This is a genomic window from Streptomyces asiaticus (assembly GCF_018138715.1).
In the GTDB taxonomy this organism is placed as follows: Bacteria; Actinomycetota; Actinomycetes; order Streptomycetales; family Streptomycetaceae; genus Streptomyces; species Streptomyces asiaticus.
Window position 1 is genome coordinate 4,287,108 of record NZ_JAGSHX010000006.1, and the last position, 21,213, is coordinate 4,308,320.

The following is a 21,213-nucleotide window of genomic DNA, read 5'->3' on the forward strand; positions in this document are numbered from 1 at the left end:
CGGCGGGCCGCTGTCATCCTGCCGATCGTGCTGGGGATAACCGATCTTTCGACGTATCTGGCCGGTCTGGCGCTGATCATCCTGCTGCCGGGCCCCAATTCGCTGTATGTGGTGTCGGTCGCGGCCCGCCGCGGCCCCCGTACCGGCTATCGGGCGGCGGCCGGGGTGCTGTGCGGCGACACCGTGCTGATGGCGCTGTCGGCGGGCGGGGTGGCCTCGCTGCTGCACGCCAGCCCGGTGCTCTTCGCGGTGGTCAAGTTCGCGGGCGCGGGCTATCTGACCTGGCTGGCGGTGGGCATGCTGCGCGGGGCGCGGGCCCTGTGGCGCCGCCGTCCGGGGACCGCGGAGGCGGCCCGGAGCGCGGCGGAGACGCCGGGTACGGACGGGGCCGGGGAGGCGGCCATGGGGTCCGCGGATGGCGAGCGCCCGTACCGCCGGGCGCTGGTCATCAGCCTGCTGAACCCGAAGGCCATCCTCTTCTTCATCTCCTTCTTCGTGCAGTTCGTCGATCCGGACTACGCCCATCCCGCGCTGTCCTTCGTGGCGCTGGGCGCCTGGGCGCAGCTGTTCAGCATCACCTATCTGTCGGTGCTGATCTTCAGCGGTACGTATCTGGCGGCCACCTTCCGGCGGCGCCGGAAGCTGCGGGCGGGGCTCTCGGCGGCCGCGGGCACGGCGTTCCTCGGCTTCGCGGCGAAGCTGTCGCTCAGCAGCGCGGGGTAGCCGCGACGCGCCGGTGCGGGGGAGGGCACGGCGCGGGACCGGGGTTTATTGGTGAAATGCCCCTAATTTAACGAAGGTGGCACTTCACAAAGGAACTCCCGGCCGACGCACCCTCGACGAAAGCCTCGATTTCTCCATCAATCCGCTCTACGGCGAGGCCAATCCGATCAGCGGAATGACCGGCAGACCCCCGCGCCGCTGCCTCCCGGACGAGCCGATGGCGCCCACGACGGCGTATCAGTTCGTCCATGACGAGCTGATGCTGGACGGCAACGCCCGCCAGAATCTCGCCACGTTCGTCACCACGTGGATGGAGCCGCAGGCGGGCCAGCTGATGTCCGACTGCCTCGCCAAGAACATGATCGACAAGGATGAGTATCCGCGCACCGCCGAACTGGAGCGGCGGTGCGTGACGATGCTCGGCCATCTGTGGCACGCCCCCGACCCGGACGCGGTCGTGGGCTGCTCCACCACGGGGTCGAGCGAGGCGTGCATGCTGGCCGGAATGGCCTTCAAACGGCGCTGGGCCAAACGGAACCCGGTGAGATATCCGGCCACCGCCCGGCCCAATCTGATCATGGGCACCAATGTCCAGGTGTGCTGGGAGAAGTTCTGCAACTTCTGGGAGGTGGAGGCGCGGCAGGTGCCCGTGGAGGGCGACCGGTTCCACCTCGATCCCCAGGCCGCCGCCGAGCTGTGCGACGAGAACACCATCGGGGTCGTCGCCATCCTCGGCTCCACCTTCGACGGCTCCTACGAACCCGTCGCCGAGGTGTGCCGGGCGCTGGACGACCTCCAGGAGCGCACGGGCCTGGACATCCCGGTGCATGTGGACGGCGCCTCGGGCGCGATGGTCGCGCCGTTCCTCGACCCGGACCTGCTGTGGGACTTCCGGCTGCCGCGGGTCGCCTCCATCAACACCTCGGGCCACAAGTACGGCCTGGTCTACCCCGGAGTGGGGTGGGCGCTGTGGCGTACGGCGGACGCGCTGCCCGAGGAGCTGGTCTTCCGCGTCGACTACCTCGGCGGCGACATGCCCACGTTCTCGCTCAACTTCTCCCGCCCGGGCTCCCAGGTGGCCGCCCAGTACTACACCTTCGTACGGCTGGGCCGGGAGGGCTACCGCGCCGTCCAGCAGCAGACCCGCGATGTGGCGCGCTCGCTCGCCGAGCGGATCGAGGCGTTCGGGGACTTCACCATGCTCAGCCGCGGCGATCAGCTCCCGGTGTTCACGTTCACCACGGCGGAGGGGATCCGCAACTTCGACGTCTACGACATCTCCCGGCGGCTGCGCGAACGCGGCTGGCTGGTGCCCGCGTACACCTTCCCGCCCAACCGGGAGGACCTGTCCGTACTGCGGGTGGTCTGCCGCAACGGCTTCTCGGAGGACCTCGCCGATCTCTTCCTGGGCGACCTGGAGTCGCTGCTGCCGGACCTGCGGTCACAGCCCGCGCCCATGGGGAAGGTCGTCAAGGCGTTCCACCACTGAGCCCGGTGTCTCCGGTCCCGGGGGCGAGGGCGAGGGCGGTCAGCGCGTACGGGGCGGAGCGAGGGCGGTCAGCGCGTACGGGCCGGGACGGCGGCAGTCAGCGCGTACGGGCCGGAGCGACGGCAGTCAGCGCGTACGGGCCGGGGCACGGAGCAGCTCGGCCCGGCGCCGGACCGCTTCCAGCGCCCCTGGTCTGCGGCCGGGCACCCGGCCCCGCAGCTCGATCAGCAGCGGGGCGAGGGCGCCCGCCCTGGCCCGGTCCGCCACGAACTGCCACTGGTGGTGCGCCCGGTCCACGGCCCCCTCGACCTCGGGGTGCTCGGCCGGTTCCCCGTTGCCCAGCCGCGCGTCGGCCACCGCGAGCCACAGCTCGCAGGCGCGGGCCGGGTCCCCGGCGATACGGGAGAGATCAGCGCGGACCTCCAGCCAGTGGATCGCCTCGTCGGACTGGGGACCGGCCGTCCGGAGCGCCTCCTGCTCCCAGGCGGCCGCCATCGAGGCCGCCTCGCTGTGCCGCCCCGAGTTGGCCGCCTCGAATATCGCCGCGTGCGTCGAGGCGAGCGGATCGGCCACGGGCGCCCATCCGGGCGGCGGAGGCGCGGGGGCGTGTGTCGGCTGCGGCGGGCGCAGTGACGGGGGCGTCGGCACGGGGTCTTTGGCGGGGCGGAACGATTCGGGAGGGCCGGGCGGCATGGGCGGCGGGGACGCCGAGACCGGCCCGGCCGACCGGATGGCCCCGGTGACCCCGGTCTGCCCGGTCGCCCCGGTCTGCCCAGCCGTCCCGGTCTGCCCGGTCGCCCCGTTCTGCCCGGTCCTCCCGGTCTGACCAGCCGCCCCGGTCTGGCCGGTGGCCCCGGTCTGGCCGGTGGCCCCGGTCTGGCCGGTCGGCCGGAGCTCTCCGGCCTGCCCAGCCGATATCGCGTGCCCGCTCGGTCCGGCTGCCCCGGCCGGTCCGGCTTGCCCAGCCGATACGGTCCGCCCCGTAGCCCCGGCCTGCCCGGCCTGCTCGGTCGGCCCGCTCGGTCCGGCTGCCCCGGCCGGCCCGATTGCCCCGGCCCGCCCGATTGCCCCGGTCGGTCCAGTTGCCCCGGTCGGCCCCGTCTGCCCGGTCGCCCCGAGCGGCGCGCTCTGCCCCGTCTGCCCGGTCGCCTCGAGCGGCGCGCTCTGCCCCGTCTGCCCGGTCGCCTCGAGCGGTGCGCTCTGCCCCGTCTGCCCGGTCGCCTCGAGCGGTGCGCTCTGCCCCGTCTGCCCGGTCGCCCCGAGCGGTGCGCTCTGCCCCGTCTGCCCGGTCGCCCCGAGCGGCGCGCTCTGCCCCGTCTGCCCGGTCGCCCCGAGCGGTGCGCTCTGCCCCGTCTGCCCGGTCGCCCCGAGCGGTGCGCTCTGTCCCGTCTGCCCGGCCCATGGGGCCGCGTCCGGGGGTGGGTACGCCTCGCCCGGCCCAGGGCCGTCCAGGAGCAGTTCGGGGCCGGGGCCCAGCCCGGCCTCCAGGGCGGCGCGCTGGTGGAGTAGCGCGAGTGGTGGGCGTTCGGCGGCGGCCCGCAGCAGCCCGGCGAACGCCCGGCTGTAGTCCGGCGTGGCCAGCTGCCGCTTGGGCGGGGCGGGTGCCACCGTGCCGTAGAGGGCCAGCCCGGCCGCGAGGGCGGACGGACCGGCGGTGCTCAGCGGTGGCCAGGCCGTCTCGTCGGCCACCAGGTCGGCGACCACGACGGTGCTGCCCGGCGGCCGCCGGGCGAGCTCGGCGGCCAGCCAGTGCCAGGGCAGCGCCGTGTAGCGGGCGGTCCTCGGCGTCGTACGGGCCAACGCCAGGTGCGGCAGCCGCTGTTTGGCGTCGAGGGTGAGCTGGCCCGCGAGATGGACCAGCACCGGGCCCGGGTGCGCGGCGGCGGTCCGCAGATGCGTCAGTACGGTCTGCGGGTCGACCGGGTCCACGAGTTGGACGACGCTGGCGCCGCCGGGCGTGCCCAGCAGCGCCGCCGGTGGCACGGCGGCGAGCTGGGGCAGCGCGGCGGCCGCGTCCATCAGTCGCTGTTTGCCGGCCGGGCCGGCGGCGAGCAACAGGGCGTATCCGGGCCCGCTCACCGTCTCCGCCCCCGTGCCCGACCTGTCGTTCCCCATACCTGCACCGTATCCGCAACCGGCGACGACCGGTGGAGGTGTGACCGGCACGGCATCCGGATCCAGGGGACCGCCGTCAGCGGCTGAGCCGCCCGTAACGCCGCACCGCGACCGGGAGGAAGACCGCGATCAGCGCCAGCGGCCAGCAGACGGCCAGGAGTTGGGCGTGGTCCGCGGCCCAGGAGCCGCCACCGCCCCCGGGGCTGCCGAACAGCTCGCGGATCGCGGTGGCCGTGGCCGACATCGGGTTCCAGACGGCGAGGGCGCCGAGCCAGTCGGGCATGGTCTCGGGCGAGGCGAAGACGTTGGAGAGGAAGCCCACCGGCCAGACCAGGATCTGTACGGCCTGCACCATCTCCGGGCGCCCGGCGGCCATGCCCAGGAAGATGCCGAGCCACAGCATCGCGAAGCGCAGCCACAGCAGCAGCCCGAGGGCGAGCAGCGCGTCGCCGAGCCCGCCGTGCCAGCGCCAGCCCATCGCGAGCCCCACCCCGAGGAGGACGAGCAGCCCGAGCGCCGACTGGAGCATGTCCAGCACGCTGCGCCCGACCAGGACCGCCGAGCGGGCCATCGGCATCGAGCGGAAGCGGTCGATGACGCCCTTGTTGAGGTCCTGGGTGATGGCGAGCATCGTCCCCTCGAGGCCGAACACCATGGTGAGCGCGAACGTGCCCGGCACCAGGTACTCCTTGTAGTCGCCGCCGCCCGGGACGGTCATCCCGCCGCCGAGGAAGTAGGCGAACATCACCAGCATCATCACCGGGAAGACCAGCTGGACGGCCACCTGGACGGGCTGCCGGGCCCAGTGGGCGAGTCCGCGGCGGGTCATGGTCCAGGAGTCGATGAGGGTCGCGGTCGTCATACGAGGGTCTCCTCCTCGGCAGTTTCCGTCGTGGCCGGCTCCCCGGTGAGGTGCAGAAAGACCTCGTCGAGCGTGGGACGGCGCAGCACGATGTCCTCCGCCTCGATCCCGGCCGCCGCCAGCGCCCTTACGGTCTCCGTCAGCGCGGCCACCCGGTCGGTGACCCGCGCGCCGAGCCGCCGCCGGTCGGGGTCGCTCTCGACCTCGGCGCCGCCGGTCGCCGCGGTCACCACCGAGGCGGCGGCGGGCAGTTGACCCGCGTCGCGCAGCACCACCTCGATCCGGTCGCCGCCGAGCCGGGCCTTGAGCTCGTCGGCGGTCCCGTCGGCGATGGCCCGTCCGCCGTCGATCACGCAGACGCGGTCGGCGAGTTGGTCCGCCTCCTCCAGGTACTGCGTGGTGAGCAGCACGGTCGTACCGCCGTCCACCAGCGAGCGGACCGCGTTCCACACCTCCGTACGGCCCCGGGGGTCGAGCCCGGTGGTCGGCTCGTCCAGGAAGAGGATCCGCGGCCGCATGATGAGGCTCGCCGCGAGGTCCAGCCTGCGGCGCATCCCGCCGCTGTACCGGCCGACCGCCTTGGTGCCGGTGCCGGCGAGGCCGAACCGCTCCAGCAGTTCGTCCGCGCGGGCCGCCGCCCGGCGGCCGCCCAGGTGGTAGAGGCGGCCGAACATCTCCAGGTTCTGCCGTCCGCTCAGCTCCTCGTCCACCGCGGCGTGCTGGCCGACGAGTCCGATGCGGTAGCGGACCTCGTCGGGGTCGCGCAGCACGTCGTACCCGGCGACTTCGGCCCGGCCGCCGTCGTGCCGCAACAGGGTGGCCAGGATCCGTACGCACGTGGTCTTGCCCGCGCCGTTGGGGCCGAGCACGGCGTGCACGGTGCCCTGCGGGACGGTCAGGTCGAGTCCGGCGAGGGCCTGTTTGTCCCGGTAGGTCTTCCGCAGCCCCTCGACGACGATCGCGGGATCGCTGTCGGCCAAGGTCTTCCCCTCTCCCTCATGACTCTTCTCCGCGCCACGTAGTCAAGTTTGACTACACATGCCGGAAGGTACTGCCCGAGCCCTAGCTAGTCAAACTTGATTAACGCTGGGGGCGACCGTCAGTCCGCGCCGGGCGCTTCGGCGTACGGGTTGGTGACGCCCTCCGGCAGCACCTCCACCGAGCGCTCCCCCTCGCCCGCCATCACATACGCCCCGCCCTCGAGCCGCTCGATCAGCCCGCGGGTCCACTCCGCCCCGCTGTCCGCGGAGTGCACCCAGAACTTCATGATCTCGCCGATATGGCCCCACTGCTCGGGGGTGCCGTCCGGTGGCGTCCAGTGCCGGGTCACCTCGGCCCGCCACTCCTCCAGCGCCGCCACCCGCCGCTTGAGCAGGGCGATCGCCTCGTCCCGGGGCAGGTCCACGATGAAACCCACCCCGGCCGTCAGCTCGTCGATCTTCTGGTCATGGCGCAGCAGGGCCTCCCGCAGCAGCCGGAAGTACTCCTCCTCGCCCGCCTCGGTCAGCTCGTACTCGGTCCGCGGCGGCCCGCCGACCGTGCTCGGCGCGACGTCGTGCGCGCGCATCAGCCCCTGCTTCGCCATCTGCTTGAGCGCGTGGTAGATGGACCCGGGTTTGGCGTTGGACCACTCGTGCGCGCCCCAGAACTCCAGGTCGTTACGGACCTGATAGCCGTGCGCCCGCCCGTGCTGGCGCACGGCCCCCAGCACCAGCAACCGGATCGCTGACATCGCCCGCTCGTCTCCATCCTGGTCCCGACCCCCGCGATGACCAGGCTAGGGGGTCGGCGGGCCGGGCGGATCACCGCTCCAGGACCGACCAGTCGGGCTCAGGCATCGCCCCCGTCTCGAAGACGAGGTCGAAGGCGCCCTTGCCGTCGATCGTCTCGCGGATGAGGTCGGCGTGACCTGCGTGCCGGGCCACCTCCTCGATCAGGTGGAGGACCGCCCAGCGCCAGGTGCGGGTGCCGCCCTCGGGACGCTGCGGGCCTGCTCCTCGGTCAGGCCGTGCACCGAGCGCCGGATGCCGCCGCGCTGTGCGTCCAGGTACGCCAGCAGCGCGCCGCACTCGCTCTGACAGGCCTCGGGGTTCACGATCACGGGCATGGCCGCCGCCTCTCATCTGGAGGGCGCCCGGGTCCGGCGCCCGTCGATGAACCCCACGTTATGGAGGCTTGCGGTCAGCTTCTGTCCGCGAACCCGTGAACCGACTCCGACTCCCACCGCCTCAGAACGGGAACTGGCTCCGGCCGTGCTGGATGGAGATCCACTTGGTGGTGGTGAAGTCCTCGATCATCGAATCCCCGTTGAGCCGCCCGAGGCCGGAGTGCTTCTCCCCGCCGAACGGCACGATCGGCTCGTCGTGCACCGTGCTGTCGTTCACATGGATCATGCCGGTGTGGATCCGCTGGGCGAACCGCACCCCGCGCTCGACATCGGCGGTGTGCACGGCCCCGCTGAGCCCGTAGTCGGTGTCATTGGCGATCTGTACGGCCTCGTCGTCGCCGTCGAACGGGATCAGCGTCACCACCGGGCCGAAGATCTCCTGGCCGAGGATCGCCGAGCCCTCCGGGACCCCGCTGAGCACGGTCGGCCCCATCAGGGTGCCCTCGGTCCGCCCGCGCACCAGCGCGGTGGCGCCCTCGGCGATCGTCTGGTCGACGAGCTGGGTGATCGCCTCGACCTGGCCCTCGTTGATCAGCGGGCCGATATGGGTGGTGGGGTCGACCGGATCGCCCACCTTCAGGGTCTCCACCTTGGCCACGAACTTCTCGGTGAACTCCCGCTCGACCGCCCGGTCCACCAGCACCCGGTTGGCCGCCATGCAGACCTGCCCCTGGTGGACGAAGCGGCTGAAGACGGCCGCGTCCACCGCGTAGTCCAGGTCGGCGTCGGCCAGCACGACCAGCGCGCTGTTGCCGCCCAGCTCCAGGACCGTGCGCTTGAAGTGGGAGGCGGCCACGGTCGCGACGTGCCGGCCGACCTTGTCGGAGCCGGTGAAGGAGATCACCTTCGGTATGGGGTGCTCGATCAGGGCGTCGCCGATCTCCGCGATGTCGGTGACCACGACATTGAGCAGCCCGGCGGGCAGCCCCGCCTCCTCGAAGATCTTGGCGACCAGACCGCCGCCGCAGACCGGGGTGTTCTGGTGCGGTTTGAGGACGACGGCGTTGCCGAGGGCCAGCGCGGGGGCCACCGACTTCAGCGACAGCAGGAAGGGGAAGTTGAACGGGCTGATGACACCGACCACGCCCACCGGCAGCCGGTAGAGGCGGTTCTCCTTGCCGTCCACCGGCGACGGCAGGATGCGGCCCTCGGGCCGCAGCGCCAGATGGATCGCCTCGCGCAGGAACTCCTTGGCGAGGTGCAGCTCGAAGCCCGCCTTCACATGGGTGCCGCCGCACTCCGCGATGATCGTCTCGGTGAGCTCCTTCTCCCGGTCCTCGATGATCCGCAGCGCGCGCTCGAACACCGCCCGCCGGGTGTAGGGGTTGGTGGCGCCCCACTCCGGCTGCGCCCGCTCGGCCGCCCGGTAGGCCAGGTCCACCTCCTCGACGGTCGCCACGGTGATGGAGGCCAGCTTCTCCCCGTTGTAGGGGTTGAAGTCGACGATGTCCCAGGAACCGCTTCCGCCGCGCCACTCGCCATCGATGAACTGAAGGGCCAACTCGGAGAAGTAGGACATGCCATCCCTATCTTCAGGACGCGGTGCCGGTCCCCGACAGCCGCGCACGTGTGGGGGGTATTCCTGACCGGACGTCATCCTACTGACGGGTCAGGCTTCGCGAAGGAGTCCCCGGAGCAGATCCCGGCTCTCCTCAGGGGAGAGGCTGTCCGCGCTGAGCCGCTCCAACACCCGCTCGTACTGGGCGACTTCGTCGCGCTTGTCCAGGTAGAGCGCGCTGGTGAGCTGCTCCAGATAGACGATGTCGGGGAGGTCGGACTCGGGGAAGCGCAGCCGGGTGAACGCCCCGCTCTCCCCCGCGTGCCCGCCGAAGGCGAACGGCATCACCTGGAGCGTCACGTTCTGCTGCTCGGAGACCGTGACCAGATGGCGCAGCTGGGCGGACATCACGTCGCGCCCGCCGTACGGGCGGTGCAGCGCGGCCTCGTCCAGGACCACATGGAACGCCGGGGCGCGCTCGGAGACCAGCAGCTTCTGCCGCTCCAGCCGCAGCGCCACCCGCCGGTCCACCTCGTCGGAGCACGCCTGCGGCTGACCGCGGGTGACCACGGCGTGGGCGTAGCCCTCGGTCTGGAGCAGGCCGTGGATGAACTGGACCTCGTAGCAGGCGATGTCGGAGGCGGCGCCCTCCAGGCCGACATAGGTCTGGAACCAGCCGGGGAGCACATCGCCGTAGCTGTGCCACCATCCGGCGACATTGGCCTCGCGGGCGAGCCCGAGCAGTGCCCCGCGCTCCGCGTCGTCGGTGACTCCGTACAGCGTCAGCAGATCCTCGATGTCCCGCGCCTTGAAGCTCACCCGGCCCAACTCCATCCGGCTGATCTTGGATTCGGAAGCCCGGATCGAATAGCCCGCCGCCTCGCGGGTGATGCCGCGGTCCTCGCGCAACCGCCTGAGTTGAGAGCCCAGGAGGATGCGGCGCACCACCGATCCACTCGACTCGCCTGCGGCCATTTCCGCGATCCTCCCTGTACGGAAAGCATCCTTGCGAACGGCGCCCCCCGCAGCCCCTGAGGGCGAAGTCTGCCACTGATCGGGCTTCACGCCGTAGGCGCGTCGTTACTCAACCCGATGACGCACGCCAGTGTACGGAGTCAGAAATCCGAGCAAAACCCGGCGGATCGGACCAACCGGCCCGTGTGCACGTGCATTTGCCCTTGCATCTGACGTGCGCATTCGGAACCATAGGGTGTGCGCACGTGCTAGCTGGTACGAAATCTGGCCAGAGTTCGTCACGGCCACGGATGCAGGAGTGCTCGCATGGGGAGCGAAGGTTCGACCCTGCTGGAACCCTTGTGGCAAGGGCTTGCCGCGATCGATCCCGCCGCCGTCTCCGGAGCCGTCTCCTGCGCCCTGCCCGCCCGCTATGAAGCGGTCAAGGGGGCCCGGCAGTTCACCGGCTCCACCCTGCGGCAGTGGAACATCCCCGAACTCCTCGACGAAGTGGCGCTCGTCGTCTCCGAACTGGTCACCAACGCCCTCCGGCACGCCCTGTCCGGCACCGCGGCGATCGGCGAGCCGGAGCGGCCGGTGCGGCTCCATCTGATGCGCGGCCCCTCACGGCTGGTGTGCGCCGTACGCGACCCCAGCGAGGTGGGACCGGTGGCCGGTGAGGCGGGCTGCGGCGAGGAGTCCGGGCGCGGGCTCCATCTGGTGGAGTCGTTCACGGACGGCTGGGGCTGGCAGCCGCTGACGGGCACCCCGCGCGGCAAGATCGTCTGGGCCGTCTTCCGGCTCCCCGACGCGTAGCGCGGAGGAGACGCACGCCGCCCCCGTCTCTCACGCCGCCCCCGTCTCTCACGCCGCCCGTCTCGAACGCCACCCCCGTCTCTCACGCCGCGCCCATCCCGAACACCACCACCCCTCACGGGCGGGTGGACTCCGGCGGGGCCGTGGTGATGCCCAGGCCGTGCAGCTGGAAGAGCCGGTTCACATCGTGCATCGTGACGATGCCCTCGAGCTGTCCGTGGTCCACCACCAGCACCGGCAGCGCGCCGCCACCCGGACGCGCCCGCTCCAGCACCTCGCTCAGCAGCTCACCGGGCTCGGCCACGGTGCACCGCGCCAGCGGTGTCGCCACATCGCGCACCCGCCGCTCCTCCCGGGCCTCGACCGGCACCGCCGCGAGCGCGCGCAGCTGGACGAGCCCGCTGGGCCGTCCCTCGAAGTCCAGCAGCGGCATCGCCGAATGCCGGGCGTGGGCCGCCACCTCGTCGATGAACCGCCCCACGGTCAGCCAGTCGGCCCCGGCGGCCACCGGCGCCGACATCGCGTCCGCCACCCGCACCCCGCGCAGCGCCGTGTTGACCCCGGCCCGCTGCCGCTCCGCGTTGGCGATGATCACCATGAAGAGGCCGATGAGCGAGAGCCACAGCCCGCCGTTGTTCCCGCGCAGGAAGGAGATCCAGCCGGCGGCGATGAGCAGCACGCCGAGGATCTGGCCGCTGCGCCCCGCCGCCCGCTCGGCGCGCTCCCGGTCCCCGGTGCGCCACCAGATCACGGCCTGCACCACCCGTCCGCCGTCCAGCGGCGCGGCGGGCAGCAGATTGAAGACGCCCAGCAGCAGATTGGCCCAGCCCAGCCAGATCAGCACGGCCGTGGGCACACCCCATCCGGTGAGCGCGTGCACCCCGATCCCCGCGCCGACCGCGACACCGCCGATGACCAGGCTGGTGAGCGGCCCGATGACGGCCACCCAGAACGCGACCCCGGCGGTGCGGGGCCGTCCCATCTTGGTCATGCCGCCAAGCGCCCAGAGCGTCACGTCCTCCACCGAGACGCCCCTTCTGCGGGCGGCGACCGCGTGCGCGGTCTCGTGCACCAGCAGGCTGCCCATCAGCAGTACGGCGCCGATGACGCTGGCGACGGCGTAGACGGCGCCGGTCCGGCCGGGGATCCAGGCCGGCAGCGTCTCGTGGCCGAGCCCGTAGGCGAGCAGCACGATCAGCACCGGGACGCTCCAGTGCATCCGCAGTGGTACCCCGAGTACACGTCCGACGCGGACCGAGCCGTTCATCGCCGTCTCACATGGGTCGGGTCCCCCCGATCGCCACTACCAGTGTCGCGCGTCCGCGGCGATCAGCCCAGACCTGCCGGATCGTGCGCCAGATGGTCGAACTCGCCGTCCTTGACCCCGAGCAGCATCGCCTCGACCTCGGCCGGGGTGTAGATCAGCGCCGGTCCGTCCGGAAACCGGGAGTTGCGGACGGCCACGTCCCCACCGGGCAGCTTGGCGAACTCGACACACGACCCCTGGGAGTTGCTGTGTCTGCTCTTCTGCCAGACGACTCCCCGGAGGTCCGCGGCCGCCATGCCGTTGTAGGGGTGGTCGCGCACAGGGCTTCTCCACGTTCGTGCATGCGTGCAGCTGTCAACTGTCCGGGATCATAGCTCCGTTCCTTTGCGAATGCATGGGCAAATGCATCTGCGTATGCGCAGGTAGATGCACAAGCAAATGCACGTGCACCATGTGCAACGGCATGATCACCCGACACCCGGGATCTTCTGCCCGGAGTGAAGAAGAGCAGTCGTCATGAATGACGTCCGGGTCCCCCTCCGGGTTGAGCCGGCCTCGTCCTCGGAGCGTTGTCACACCCCCCTGCCAGAATCCCGGGCATGAGATGGGCGGCGGCGGAGACGGACCACGGGGGTGTTCGTCTCTGCCCGCTCGACCCCCAGGGCAAGGCCGCCGGACCGGTCGTCGAGGTCACGGCGGAGCAGGGCGGGATCGCCGAGGCCGTGCGGTCCCGCCCCGAGGCCGACCGGTGGGTGTGGCGGTCCACCGCCGAGGTCTATCCACGGCTGCTGGCCGCCGGGGTCCGGGTCGAGCGGGCCTATGACATCGAGGCGGCCGAGGCGCTGCTCCTCGGCCATGAGGGGCGCTCGGGCGCACCGCGTTCGCTCGCCGCCGCCCGGGCTCGGCTGCGCGGGCTGCCCGTCCCCGAGGATCCGCCGCCCCGGGCGGCCGGGGGCCAGCCGTCGCTGTTCGAGCCCGGTCCGCCGCCGCTGCCGCCGGGCACCGATCCGCTGGACGCGCTGCTCGAGGTGTACGCGGACCAGCTGGTCCGTACGGACGCGGCCGAGCACCCGGACCGGATGCGGCTGCTGACCACCGCCGAGTCGGCCGGGATGCTGATCGCCGCCGAGATGCGGCGCGCCGGGGTGCCCTGGCGCGCCGACCGCCACCGGGAGCTGCTGGACGAGCTGCTCGGCGAGCGCTATCCGGGCGGCCTTGAGCCGCGGCGCCTGGCCGAGCTGGCCGACGAGGTCTCGCGCGCCTTCGGCACCCGGGTGCGGCCCGATCTGCCCGCCGAGGTCGTCAAGGCGTTCGCCCGCGCGGGCATCGCCCTCGGCTCGACCCGCGCCTGGGAGCTGGAGCGGATCGACCACCCCGCCGTGGAGCCGCTGCTGCGCTACAAGAAGCTCTACCGGCTGCACACCGCCCATGGCTGGGCCTGGCTCCAATCCTGGGTGCGCGAGGGCCGCTTCCGCCCCGAGTACCTGCCCGGCGGCACCGTCTCCGGCCGCTGGACCACCAACGGCGGCGGGGCGCTCCAGATCCCCAAGGTGGTGCGGCGCGCGGTGGTGGCCGACCCGGGATGGCGGCTGGTGGTGGCCGACGCCGACCAGATGGAGCCCCGGGTGCTCGCCGCGATCTCCCGAGACCCCGGGCTGATGGAGGTCGCGGGCAGCGGCCGGGACCTGTACGCGACGCTGTCCGACCGCGCCTTCTCGGGTCAGCGCGACCAGGCCAAGCTGGCACTGCTGGGCGCGGTCTACGGCCAGACCTCGGGCGACGGCCTGAAGCATCTCGCGGCTCTGCGGCGGCGCTTCCCGGCGGCGGTGGCGTATGTGGACGAGGCGGCCCGCGCGGGCGAGGAGGGCCGGCTGGTGCGCACCTGGCTGGGCCGCACCTGCCCGCCCGCGGGCGGCGCCGCCGAGGAGACGGCCGACGAGGCGGGGCTGCCGCGGGACCAGGAGGAGCCGTCGTACGGCAGCACGGCGAGCGCCCGCGCCCGGGGCCGCTTCACCCGGAACTTCGTGGTGCAGGGCAGCGCCGCCGACTGGGCCCTGCTGATGCTCGCCGCGCTGCGGCGGTCGCTGACCGGGGCGGGGCTGCGCGCGGAGATCGTCTTCTTCCAGCACGACGAGGTGATCGTGCACTGCCCGGAGGACGAGGCCGACGCGGTCCGGGAGGCGATCGCCGAGGCGGGCGGGACGGCCGGCCGGATCGCCTTCGGACCGACCCCGGTGCGGTTCCCCTTCACCATGGCGGCGGTGGAGTGCTACGCGGACGCGAAGTAGGCGGCCCGGAAGTGGTGGCCGCCTCCCCCGACCGGCGCAGCCCCACGGGCAGCGGGCCTGATCGTCCCCACACGATGAGAGCGGAGGGCCGCCGGGCGGCGGCCCGCCACACCGCCCACAGGGGAGAGCTGCCATGACCATCAGCCTCGAGGCACTGCGCCGCTGCTCCATCGCCGTCGACCTCGGCGCGGCCAGGACGCGCGTCTACCTCAGGCGCACCGGGCTCGTCGTCGACGAGCCGACCGTGGCCGCCGTGAACACCCACACCGGCGGGCTGATCGCGGTCGGCACGCTGGCGCAGCGGATGACCGGGCGGACGCCCGCGCACATCCGGGTGGTCCGGCCGGTCTCCAACGGCACCGTCGTGGACATCGAGATGGCCCAGCGGATGCTGCGGCTGCTGCTGGGCAACAAGCTGCGGCGCGCCTGGCGGCGCCGCCCGCTGGTGAGCGCCGCCGTCTGCGTGCAGCACGACGCCGACCCGCTCGCCCAGCGCGCCGCCGTGGAGACGCTCACCGGGATCGGCGCCAAGCGGGTCGAGCTGGTGGACACCCTGATCGCCGCCGCCGTGGGCTGCGGTCTTCCGGTGGAACGGCCCGAGGCGACGATGATCGTGGTGTGCGGCGCGGCCACCACCCAGGTCGCGGTCCTGTCGCTGGGCTCGATCGTGGCCGCCGAGCGGGTGCCGGTGGGCGGCGAGACCGTGGACCACGCCGTCGTCCAGCATCTGCGCAACGAGCACGCGCTGATGCTGCCCAGCCAGGCCGTCCGCCCGCTGCATCTGATCGTCAAGGACAGCGCGGGCGGCGCGGACGGCGCCCCGGCCGTGGAGAGCACCGAGGTGCACGGCCGGGACGTGGCCACCGGGCTCGCCCGGACCGTACGGATCGATGTCGAGGGCGTGCGGACCGCCATCCTCACCCCGCTCACCGGGGTGCTGGACGCCATCGGCACGGTGCTGCGCCGCTGTCCGCCCGATCTGGTGGCCGACCTCGCCGACCGCGGCATCATGCTGGCGGGCGGCAGCGCGGTGCTGCCCGGGTTCGACACGATGCTGCGCGAGGCCACCGGCATGCCGCTGAACATCGCCGACCACCCCGACGTCTGCGCGGTCGAGGGGCTCGGCGCGATGCTCGACGGCAAGGTGCAGCCCCTGCTGCTGGACGCGATGGTCTCCTGACCGCCCCTGGCCGCCGGCCCCTGACCCCTGACACCCGCCCCTGACCCCTGCCCCCTGACCCCTGATCGGAAATTCTTCGTGACGCGTTGAGCGGCTGCCTCCCCCCATGCGTAGTGAAGGGGGAAGAGGCCGACATGGCCGCCGATCCCCCCCGGGGCTCAGACCGGGAGTCGTCCGTTGATGTTGTCCAACTCAGGTCAGGTCCTGGAGGTTCAGGTGCACGACGACGCCGCCGTGGCCGATGAGCGTCCGTCAAGATCCAGGCGTGGTACGCCGGACGAGCAACTCATGCGCGCGCTCTACCAGGAGCACGCCGGGCCGTTGCTCGCGTTCGTACTGCGACTGGTCGCGGGCGACCGGCACCGCGCGGAGGACGTCGTCCAGGAGACCCTGGTGCGCGCCTGGCGGAACGCCGACCAGCTGTCCCGGGCCACCGGCTCCATCCGGCCCTGGCTGGTCACCGTCGCCCGGCGGATCGTGATCGACGGACACCGCAGCCGGCAGGCCCGGCCGCAGGAGGTCGACCCCTCCCCGTTGGAACTCATGCCCGCGGAGGACGAGATCGACCGTGCACTGCGGCTCATGACCCTGACCGACGCCATGCAGGACCTCAGCGACGCCCACCGCGAGGTGCTGGTCGAGACCTACTTCAAGGGGCGGACCGTCAACGAGGCGGCCCAGACCCTCGGCATACCCAGCGGGACGGTACGGTCCCGGGTTTTCTACGCGCTGCGCTCGATGAAGCTCGCGCTCGAGGAGAGAGGAGTAACGGCATGACAGCGCAGACGCACCATCCGGGACATGACGCCGTTGGCGCGTATGTGCTCGGCGTGCTCGACGAGGCGGACGCCACCTATTTCGAGGAGCATCTGGCCGGCTGCGACCAGTGCGGACGGCAACTGGACGAGCTGACCGGACTGGAACCCCTGCTGGCCGATCTGGCCACCGACGTCCCCGGGATCCACGGCAGCCCCGGGCGGACCCAGCTCACGGGCCACACTCCGCATGCCTTCAGCGCCACTCCCAACGCCATCGAGACCCTCACCGCGCGCCCCGGTCCGGCCCTGTTCAACCGGATGGTCGGCGAGGTCGCCGCGTCCCGCGCCAAGCGGCGGCGGCGCGGTCTGTACCTGGTCGCGGCGGCGGCCGTACTGATCGTCGGCGGCCCGGTGGGCACCATCGCGGTCACCTCCGGCGGCTCGGACAGCTCCGTCACGGCCGCCCCCAGCGAGAGCGACCTCTTCGCCGGAATGCCCGACAAGGTGCAGGGCACCGACCCGGACAGCAAGGTGAACGCGGCGGTCGCGCTGGAGGACAAGATGTGGGGCACCGACGCCGTCCTCCGGCTGAAGAACCTCAAGGGCCCCCTGGACTGTAGCCTCATCGCGGTCTCCAAGGACGGCCATGAGCAGACGATGATGACCTGGTCCGTGCCCGCGTGGGGCTACGGGATCGAGGACAGCCCCAGGGCGGAGGCGAGAGGTCCGCTGTGGGCGCACGGCGGCGCGGGCATGAAGCGCTCCGACATCGAACGCTTCGAGGTCCGTACGACCGACGGCAAGCGCCTGGTCTCCCTGAACGTCTGACCTGCCACCGAGACGTCCGGCCTGCCACTCGGATCGCCGATCAACCCATGCGGCGTGGTGAGCGAGATGTTACACAGAGTGTGATATGTCGTGCTTCGCGTCCCCGGGGGGTCCGGATCCGAGGAGGCACCCCGTGGCTGACCCGGACGCCCATCAGCAGCGCATGTTTGCTCAGTATGTGCTGCCCGAGGTCGAGGTGTTGCTGCGCGTGGCCATGTCACTGACCACCCAGCGAGCCGACGCCGAGGATCTCGTGCAGGACACGTTACTACGGGCGTACCGGGCAGTCGGCCGTTTTGACGGGAGACATCCACGGGCCTGGCTGCTGACGATCATGCGGCATGCGGAGGTCAGCCGGCGCCGCCAGCGCCGGCCCCGACTGCTCGACGATCCGGACACGGAGCTGGAGCGGCTGGTCCCGGCCCGGGACGCGACGCCGGAGGAGCTGGTGGTGGACACGACGTTCGACGAGGCCGTGGACGCCGCGTTCACGGCGCTTCCGCTGCGGGACCAGCAGGTGGTGCGGCTGGTGCATGTGGACGGACTGTCGTACGCGGAGGCCGCACAGGTGCTGGACGTCCCCAAGGGGACGGTGATGAGCAGGCTGCACCGGGCGCGCAAGCGGATCCGGAACCAGCTGCTGGCCGCGGGAGTGGAATCGGAGCGAGGTGGCGCATGAGCAGATGGACATGGTGGCGGACGCGCACCACGGGGACCACGCAGACCACCGGACGGCTCCGGACCACACGATGTCCCCTGGGCGCGCCGATGCTCCAGTCGTATCTGGACGGGGAGCTGGACGCCCCGGCCGCGGCCCGGGTGCGCGCCCATGTGGCCGAGTGCCACCGCTGCGCCCGGGAGCTCGCCGTCTACCAGCGGATCAGCGAGGCGCTGGCCGCCCGCGCGACGATCGACGAGGCGGTGCTGGACCGGCTCAGGGACTTCGCGGAGTCCCTCGCGGAGCGGGAGAGCCGGGAGCCGGGGACGGAGGAGGCGCCGCAGGAGCCGATCCCGGGGACGGAGACGGTGCCGCCGGAGGCGATGCCGAACGAGACGCGCCCGAACGAGGCGAGGCCGGCCGAGGCGATGGAGACGGAGACGGTTCCCGGAACGGCGCCGGGGGCGGATCTGGACGCCGATCAGGGCGCGGTGCACAAGGCGGGAGGCTGACGGCCAGCGGATCAAGCCCCGCGCCCGGGCCGCTCGTGCCCGGGCGGGCGGTCCGTTCGCGCTCGCGCGAGGGTCTGCGCAGCAGCAGGGCCGCGGTGAGCAGGGTTCCGCTGATCAGTGCCACATCGGCGAGGTTGAAGACCGGCCCGCGGGCGTCCAGCGTGATCCAGTCGATGACGGCGCCGCGCAGCGGGCCCGGCGACCGGATCATCCGGTCGGCGCCGTTGCCCAGCGCTCCCCCGGCGATCAGCCCCAGGCCCAGTGCCGCGCCCCGGCCGCGGACCCGCAGCCCGGCACCGGCCGCGCCCAGCGTGGCCACCGCGCCCGTGAGCGTGATCACCACGATCAGCGCGGGCCGGCTCTGGCCCAGGCCGAAGGCCACCCCGGTGTTGCGCACCAGCAGCGCGCAGAACGGCCCGAACCGGGCCTGCGGCCCCGCGGTGCCGCTCCAGGCGGCCAGCGCCATCGCCTTGCTCAGCTGATCGGCCAGGATCACGGCGAGCGCGACCAGGGGGAAGAGCAGCCGGCCGGTCGCCGGGTGGGGCTTCATCATCGGCCTCCCTGGGGGTGGGGGGCCGGTCCGCGGGCGCGGTCCGCGGCCCGGGAAGGAAACCCGCCGGGCGGCCGCCCCGCTTCCCTTCCGGCGGAACGAATCCGGAGCAAACGAGCACCAGGGGAGAAAAGACGAGGGCCCGCAGGCTGCACTGCCTGCGGGCCCTCGCTGCTTGCCAACGCCGTGATCAGCTATGTGGTCATCGGCGGTGTACCGAAGGGGTTACTCCGACTTACTTCCCCTTCTTCGCCTCCAGGAGCGGCGTCTGGTACTTGGCCAGCATCTTCATCTTGTTCTTGTCGATCGTCTTCCAGTCGTTCTTCAGCACACCGCCGGTGTCACCCGAGTCCGGGTTCCAGGTCCAGTAGGTGTAGCTGATCTGGTGCTTCTTGAGGTAGTCCATCAGGGCGTTCTGCCAGACGGCCTCGGAGCTCTTACCGGCGGTCTTCTTACCACCGAACTCACCGAGCAGCAGCGGGGCGATGTTCTGCTTCTTGATGTACGCCCAGTGCTTCTCCCAGATGGCCGGCATGTTCTTCGGGAAGTCCTTCGCCATGAACCAGTTCTGGTTGTAGACGCCCGGACCGTAGTCGTGGGCCGAGTAGACGACCTTGTTCGGCTCATTGAGCTTCACCGGGTGCTTCTTCACACCCTGGAGGTCACCGCCCCACCAGAACTGCTCGTTCTTGTGGCGGTCCGTACCCTCGACGAAGATCAGCCAGTTCTTGTTGACCTTGTGGATCGCGTTACCGGCCTTGGTGGCCGCCAGCTGCCAGTCGGTCTTCGGGTTGCCGTCGCCCCACGTGGCCTGGCCACGCGGCTCATTGTGCAGGTCGGCGCCGATCACCCGGTCGTTGTTCTTGTAGCGCTTGGCCAGCTTGACCCAGTCGTCCATCCACTGCTTCTCGGAGAGGCTCTGGGAGTGCCACAGCTCGCTCTGGCCGTACTGGTCCGGACGGTGCTGGTCCAGGATCACCCGGATACCACGGTCGGTGGCACCCTTGACGATCTTGTCCATGATCTGCTGGGGGGTGAGGCCCTTCAGATCGGGGTTCTTGTGGTAGTCGATGCCGTCGGGCTTGGCGGACGACTTGAACATGTCGTTCGCGTACGGCAGACGCATCGTATTGAAGCCCTGCTTGGCCATCTGGTCCAGCATGGACTCCCAGCTACGGGTCCACAGGCCGTGCGGCGCGTAGGTGCCGGTCTCGAAGCCGAACCAGTTCACACCGGTCAGGACGACCTTCTTACCGTCGGAGTCGACGATGTCGCCCTTCTTGGTGGACAGGGGACCCTCAGCACCCGCACCGGAAGCCTTGGCGGCGGAGGTGGTAGTGGTGGTGGTGGCCGACTGGCCATCGGAGTTGTTGTTCACCGCGAAAGCGGTGACTGTGCCACCCACGGCAGCAGCAGCGACGACGGCCGCGGCGATACCGAAGCGGAGACGCTGCGAGCGCGGCGCACGCTTGGTCTCGGTGGTCGGGGCGTTGTTCTGGTCCATGGGGGAATTCATTCGGAGATGCTCCTGAGCAAATCGGGTACTGCGGTTTTCAGGACGCTGGGGTTGTTCGTCGGAGATTCCAGACATTCCATCTGCGGGTCGGAGACTGCGGTCAGCCGGACAATCCGCGCGGACGGTAGGAGTTCGCCGATCAGGCGGACCAACCGCTGCGCTTGCCAGCTGGGCTCATCCACGTCGATCAGCACCACATCCGGCTGCATGTGGTTGGCCAGAGAAATTGCCTCCCGAGCCGAACCTGCAATTCCGGATAGCTCCAGTCCGGGCTCCTCGACAACGAGATCGGCGAGAGCACTCAACACCAATGGGTGGTGCTCCACGACGAGAACTCTGTGCATCGATTGGAGCTCCTTCGGGCTTGTCCTTTCGCTTCTCGACATTAGGGAGTGACCGCGGTCGGAATCGCCGTACGCCTGGCTGAAATCTGCGTACCTCAATTGCGGGAATTCCGGGCACGCCAAACGGCCGAATTCCGCCTACCTCAGTTGAGGTAGAGGAATTCGGCCGATTTATGTGGGTTATGTCCGCTTTGGTGGGTGGTTCGGGGTGCTCAGAGGCTGATCTGGAGGGCTCAGGCAGCGCTCCGGGACCGCCCCGGGACCGCGCAGGAAGCCCTCAGGGCATGCAAAAGGCGCCGGTCACGGAGTGACCGGCGCCTACGGGGTGTCCGGCGGATCTGTCCCCTTCCCGTTACCAGGGGCTCCGCCCCTGGACCCCGGAGTCCAGGGCCGAACCCCCGGTCGGGGGCCTGAGGGCGCAGCCCCAGCGTCCGAGGCCAGGGGCACAGCCCCAGCTTCGGGGCCAAGGGCGCAGCCCCCGTCCGGGGCCAGGGGCGCACCCCCAGCTTCGGGGCCAAGGGCGCAGCCCCAGCCTCCGGGACCAGGGGCACTGCCCCAGCTTCGGGACCAGGAGTGCAGCCCCCCGGTCGGGGCCAGGGGCGGAGCCCCCGGTCGGGGCCAGGGGCGGAGCCCCAGTTCGGGGGCTGGGGCGGAGCCCCAATTTTGGGGAGGGGCGGGGAGGGGAACA

The 21,213-nt window shown here is 71.5% G+C and carries 20 protein-coding genes and 2 pseudogenes; 9 read left to right on the forward strand and 13 right to left on the reverse strand.

Annotated elements, in window-relative coordinates; genetic code table 11:
* Window positions 1–27 precede the first annotated feature (27 nt).
* Window positions 28–723, forward strand: coding sequence for a leucine efflux protein LeuE (gene leuE / locus KHP12_RS25390; RefSeq protein WP_086881154.1), 696 nt, complete (start codon window positions 28–30; stop codon window positions 721–723).
* Between the two features lie 76 nt (window positions 724–799).
* Window positions 800–2,212 (forward strand): glutamate decarboxylase, encoded by a 1,413-nt coding sequence (gene gad / locus KHP12_RS25395; protein ID WP_086881155.1) that lies wholly within the window; start codon window positions 800–802, stop codon window positions 2,210–2,212.
* 126 nt (window positions 2,213–2,338) lie between these two features.
* Here the strand turns inward: gad and KHP12_RS52925 are convergent, their stop codons facing one another.
* From KHP12_RS52925 to KHP12_RS25430, 8 genes and pseudogenes are all read right to left on the reverse strand, one after another.
* Window positions 2,339–4,327, reverse strand: a complete 1,989-nt coding sequence (locus tag KHP12_RS52925) for a collagen-like domain-containing protein (protein ID WP_308289507.1) — start codon at window positions 4,325–4,327, stop codon at window positions 2,339–2,341.
* Window positions 4,328–4,403: 76 nt separating this feature from the next.
* Complete coding sequence (locus KHP12_RS25405; protein WP_086881156.1) at window positions 4,404–5,189, reverse strand: ABC transporter permease; 786 nt, start codon at window positions 5,187–5,189, stop codon at window positions 4,404–4,406.
* Window positions 5,186–6,169, reverse strand: coding sequence for an ATP-binding cassette domain-containing protein (locus tag KHP12_RS25410; protein ID WP_086881157.1), 984 nt, complete (start codon window positions 6,167–6,169; stop codon window positions 5,186–5,188). The genes KHP12_RS25405 and KHP12_RS25410 overlap by 4 nt, the downstream gene beginning before the upstream one ends.
* Before the next feature lie 119 nt (window positions 6,170–6,288).
* Complete coding sequence (locus KHP12_RS25415) at window positions 6,289–6,921, reverse strand: PadR family transcriptional regulator (protein ID WP_086881158.1); 633 nt, start codon at window positions 6,919–6,921, stop codon at window positions 6,289–6,291.
* Window positions 6,922–6,991: 70 nt separating this feature from the next.
* Window positions 6,992–7,114 (reverse strand): DUF664 domain-containing protein, encoded by a 123-nt coding sequence (locus KHP12_RS52930; RefSeq protein ID WP_244202697.1) that lies wholly within the window; start codon window positions 7,112–7,114, stop codon window positions 6,992–6,994.
* A 9-nt stretch (window positions 7,115–7,123) separates the two neighbouring features.
* A pseudogene (locus KHP12_RS52935) lies at window positions 7,124–7,312 on the reverse strand (hypothetical protein); the annotation flags it as partial.
* A gap of 105 nt (window positions 7,313–7,417) precedes the next feature.
* The gene (locus tag KHP12_RS25425; RefSeq protein ID WP_211833824.1) at window positions 7,418–8,875 is read right to left on the reverse strand and encodes an aldehyde dehydrogenase family protein; all 1,458 of its coding nucleotides are present in this window, start codon (window positions 8,873–8,875) and stop codon (window positions 7,418–7,420) included.
* A gap of 90 nt (window positions 8,876–8,965) precedes the next feature.
* Complete coding sequence (locus KHP12_RS25430) at window positions 8,966–9,829, reverse strand: Sco1979 family transcriptional regulator (RefSeq protein ID WP_086881161.1); 864 nt, start codon at window positions 9,827–9,829, stop codon at window positions 8,966–8,968.
* A 306-nt stretch (window positions 9,830–10,135) separates the two neighbouring features.
* Here KHP12_RS25430 and KHP12_RS25435 point away from each other — a divergent pair, with 306 nt between their 5' ends.
* Complete coding sequence (locus KHP12_RS25435) at window positions 10,136–10,624, forward strand: ATP-binding protein (RefSeq protein ID WP_208652947.1); 489 nt, start codon at window positions 10,136–10,138, stop codon at window positions 10,622–10,624.
* Between the two features lie 115 nt (window positions 10,625–10,739).
* On the opposite strand, the gene KHP12_RS25440 is transcribed toward KHP12_RS25435, so the two are convergent.
* Both KHP12_RS25440 and KHP12_RS25445 read right to left on the reverse strand, forming a co-directional pair.
* Window positions 10,740–11,891 (reverse strand): site-2 protease family protein, encoded by a 1,152-nt coding sequence (locus tag KHP12_RS25440; protein ID WP_086881162.1) that lies wholly within the window; start codon window positions 11,889–11,891, stop codon window positions 10,740–10,742.
* A 62-nt stretch (window positions 11,892–11,953) separates the two neighbouring features.
* Window positions 11,954–12,187 carry a DUF397 domain-containing protein gene (locus tag KHP12_RS25445; protein ID WP_037955516.1) on the reverse strand — a complete coding sequence of 78 codons (234 nt, stop codon included), beginning with the start codon at window positions 12,185–12,187 and terminating at the stop codon, window positions 11,954–11,956.
* Between the two features lie 303 nt (window positions 12,188–12,490).
* Between KHP12_RS25445 and KHP12_RS25450 the strand changes: the two genes are divergently transcribed.
* The 6 genes from KHP12_RS25450 to KHP12_RS51295 all read left to right on the forward strand — a co-directional run bounded on the left by KHP12_RS25450 (window position 12,491) and on the right by KHP12_RS51295 (window position 18,115).
* Window positions 12,491–14,179, forward strand: coding sequence for a bifunctional 3'-5' exonuclease/DNA polymerase (locus KHP12_RS25450; RefSeq protein ID WP_086881163.1), 1,689 nt, complete (start codon window positions 12,491–12,493; stop codon window positions 14,177–14,179).
* 133 nt (window positions 14,180–14,312) lie between these two features.
* Window positions 14,313–15,359, forward strand: a complete 1,047-nt coding sequence (locus KHP12_RS25455; protein WP_210609471.1) for a rod shape-determining protein — start codon at window positions 14,313–14,315, stop codon at window positions 15,357–15,359.
* 180 nt (window positions 15,360–15,539) lie between these two features.
* Complete coding sequence (locus KHP12_RS25460) at window positions 15,540–16,136, forward strand: sigma-70 family RNA polymerase sigma factor (protein WP_075200395.1); 597 nt, start codon at window positions 15,540–15,542, stop codon at window positions 16,134–16,136.
* Complete coding sequence (locus KHP12_RS25465) at window positions 16,133–16,945, forward strand: zf-HC2 domain-containing protein (RefSeq protein WP_086883819.1); 813 nt, start codon at window positions 16,133–16,135, stop codon at window positions 16,943–16,945. The genes KHP12_RS25460 and KHP12_RS25465 overlap by 4 nt, the downstream gene beginning before the upstream one ends.
* A 133-nt stretch (window positions 16,946–17,078) precedes the next feature.
* The gene (locus KHP12_RS25470) at window positions 17,079–17,624 is read left to right on the forward strand and encodes an RNA polymerase sigma factor (protein ID WP_037955421.1); all 546 of its coding nucleotides are present in this window, start codon (window positions 17,079–17,081) and stop codon (window positions 17,622–17,624) included.
* Entirely contained in the window at window positions 17,621–18,115 is a 495-nt protein-coding gene (locus tag KHP12_RS51295; RefSeq protein ID WP_244203089.1) for a zf-HC2 domain-containing protein, read from the forward strand. The genes KHP12_RS25470 and KHP12_RS51295 overlap by 4 nt, the downstream gene beginning before the upstream one ends.
* A 145-nt stretch (window positions 18,116–18,260) precedes the next feature.
* Here KHP12_RS51295 and KHP12_RS53445 read toward each other — a convergent pair.
* From KHP12_RS53445 to KHP12_RS25490, 3 genes and pseudogenes are all read right to left on the reverse strand, one after another.
* Window positions 18,261–18,668: pseudogene (locus KHP12_RS53445) on the reverse strand (signal peptidase II); the annotation flags it as partial.
* A 232-nt stretch (window positions 18,669–18,900) separates the two neighbouring features.
* Entirely contained in the window at window positions 18,901–20,181 is a 1,281-nt protein-coding gene (locus KHP12_RS25485) for a glycoside hydrolase family 5 protein (RefSeq protein WP_086883818.1), read from the reverse strand.
* Window positions 20,178–20,525 carry a response regulator gene (locus KHP12_RS25490; RefSeq protein ID WP_020870319.1) on the reverse strand — a complete coding sequence of 116 codons (348 nt, stop codon included), beginning with the start codon at window positions 20,523–20,525 and terminating at the stop codon, window positions 20,178–20,180. Before KHP12_RS25490 ends, KHP12_RS25485 begins: the two co-directional genes overlap by 4 nt.
* Window positions 20,526–21,213 lie beyond the last annotated feature (688 nt).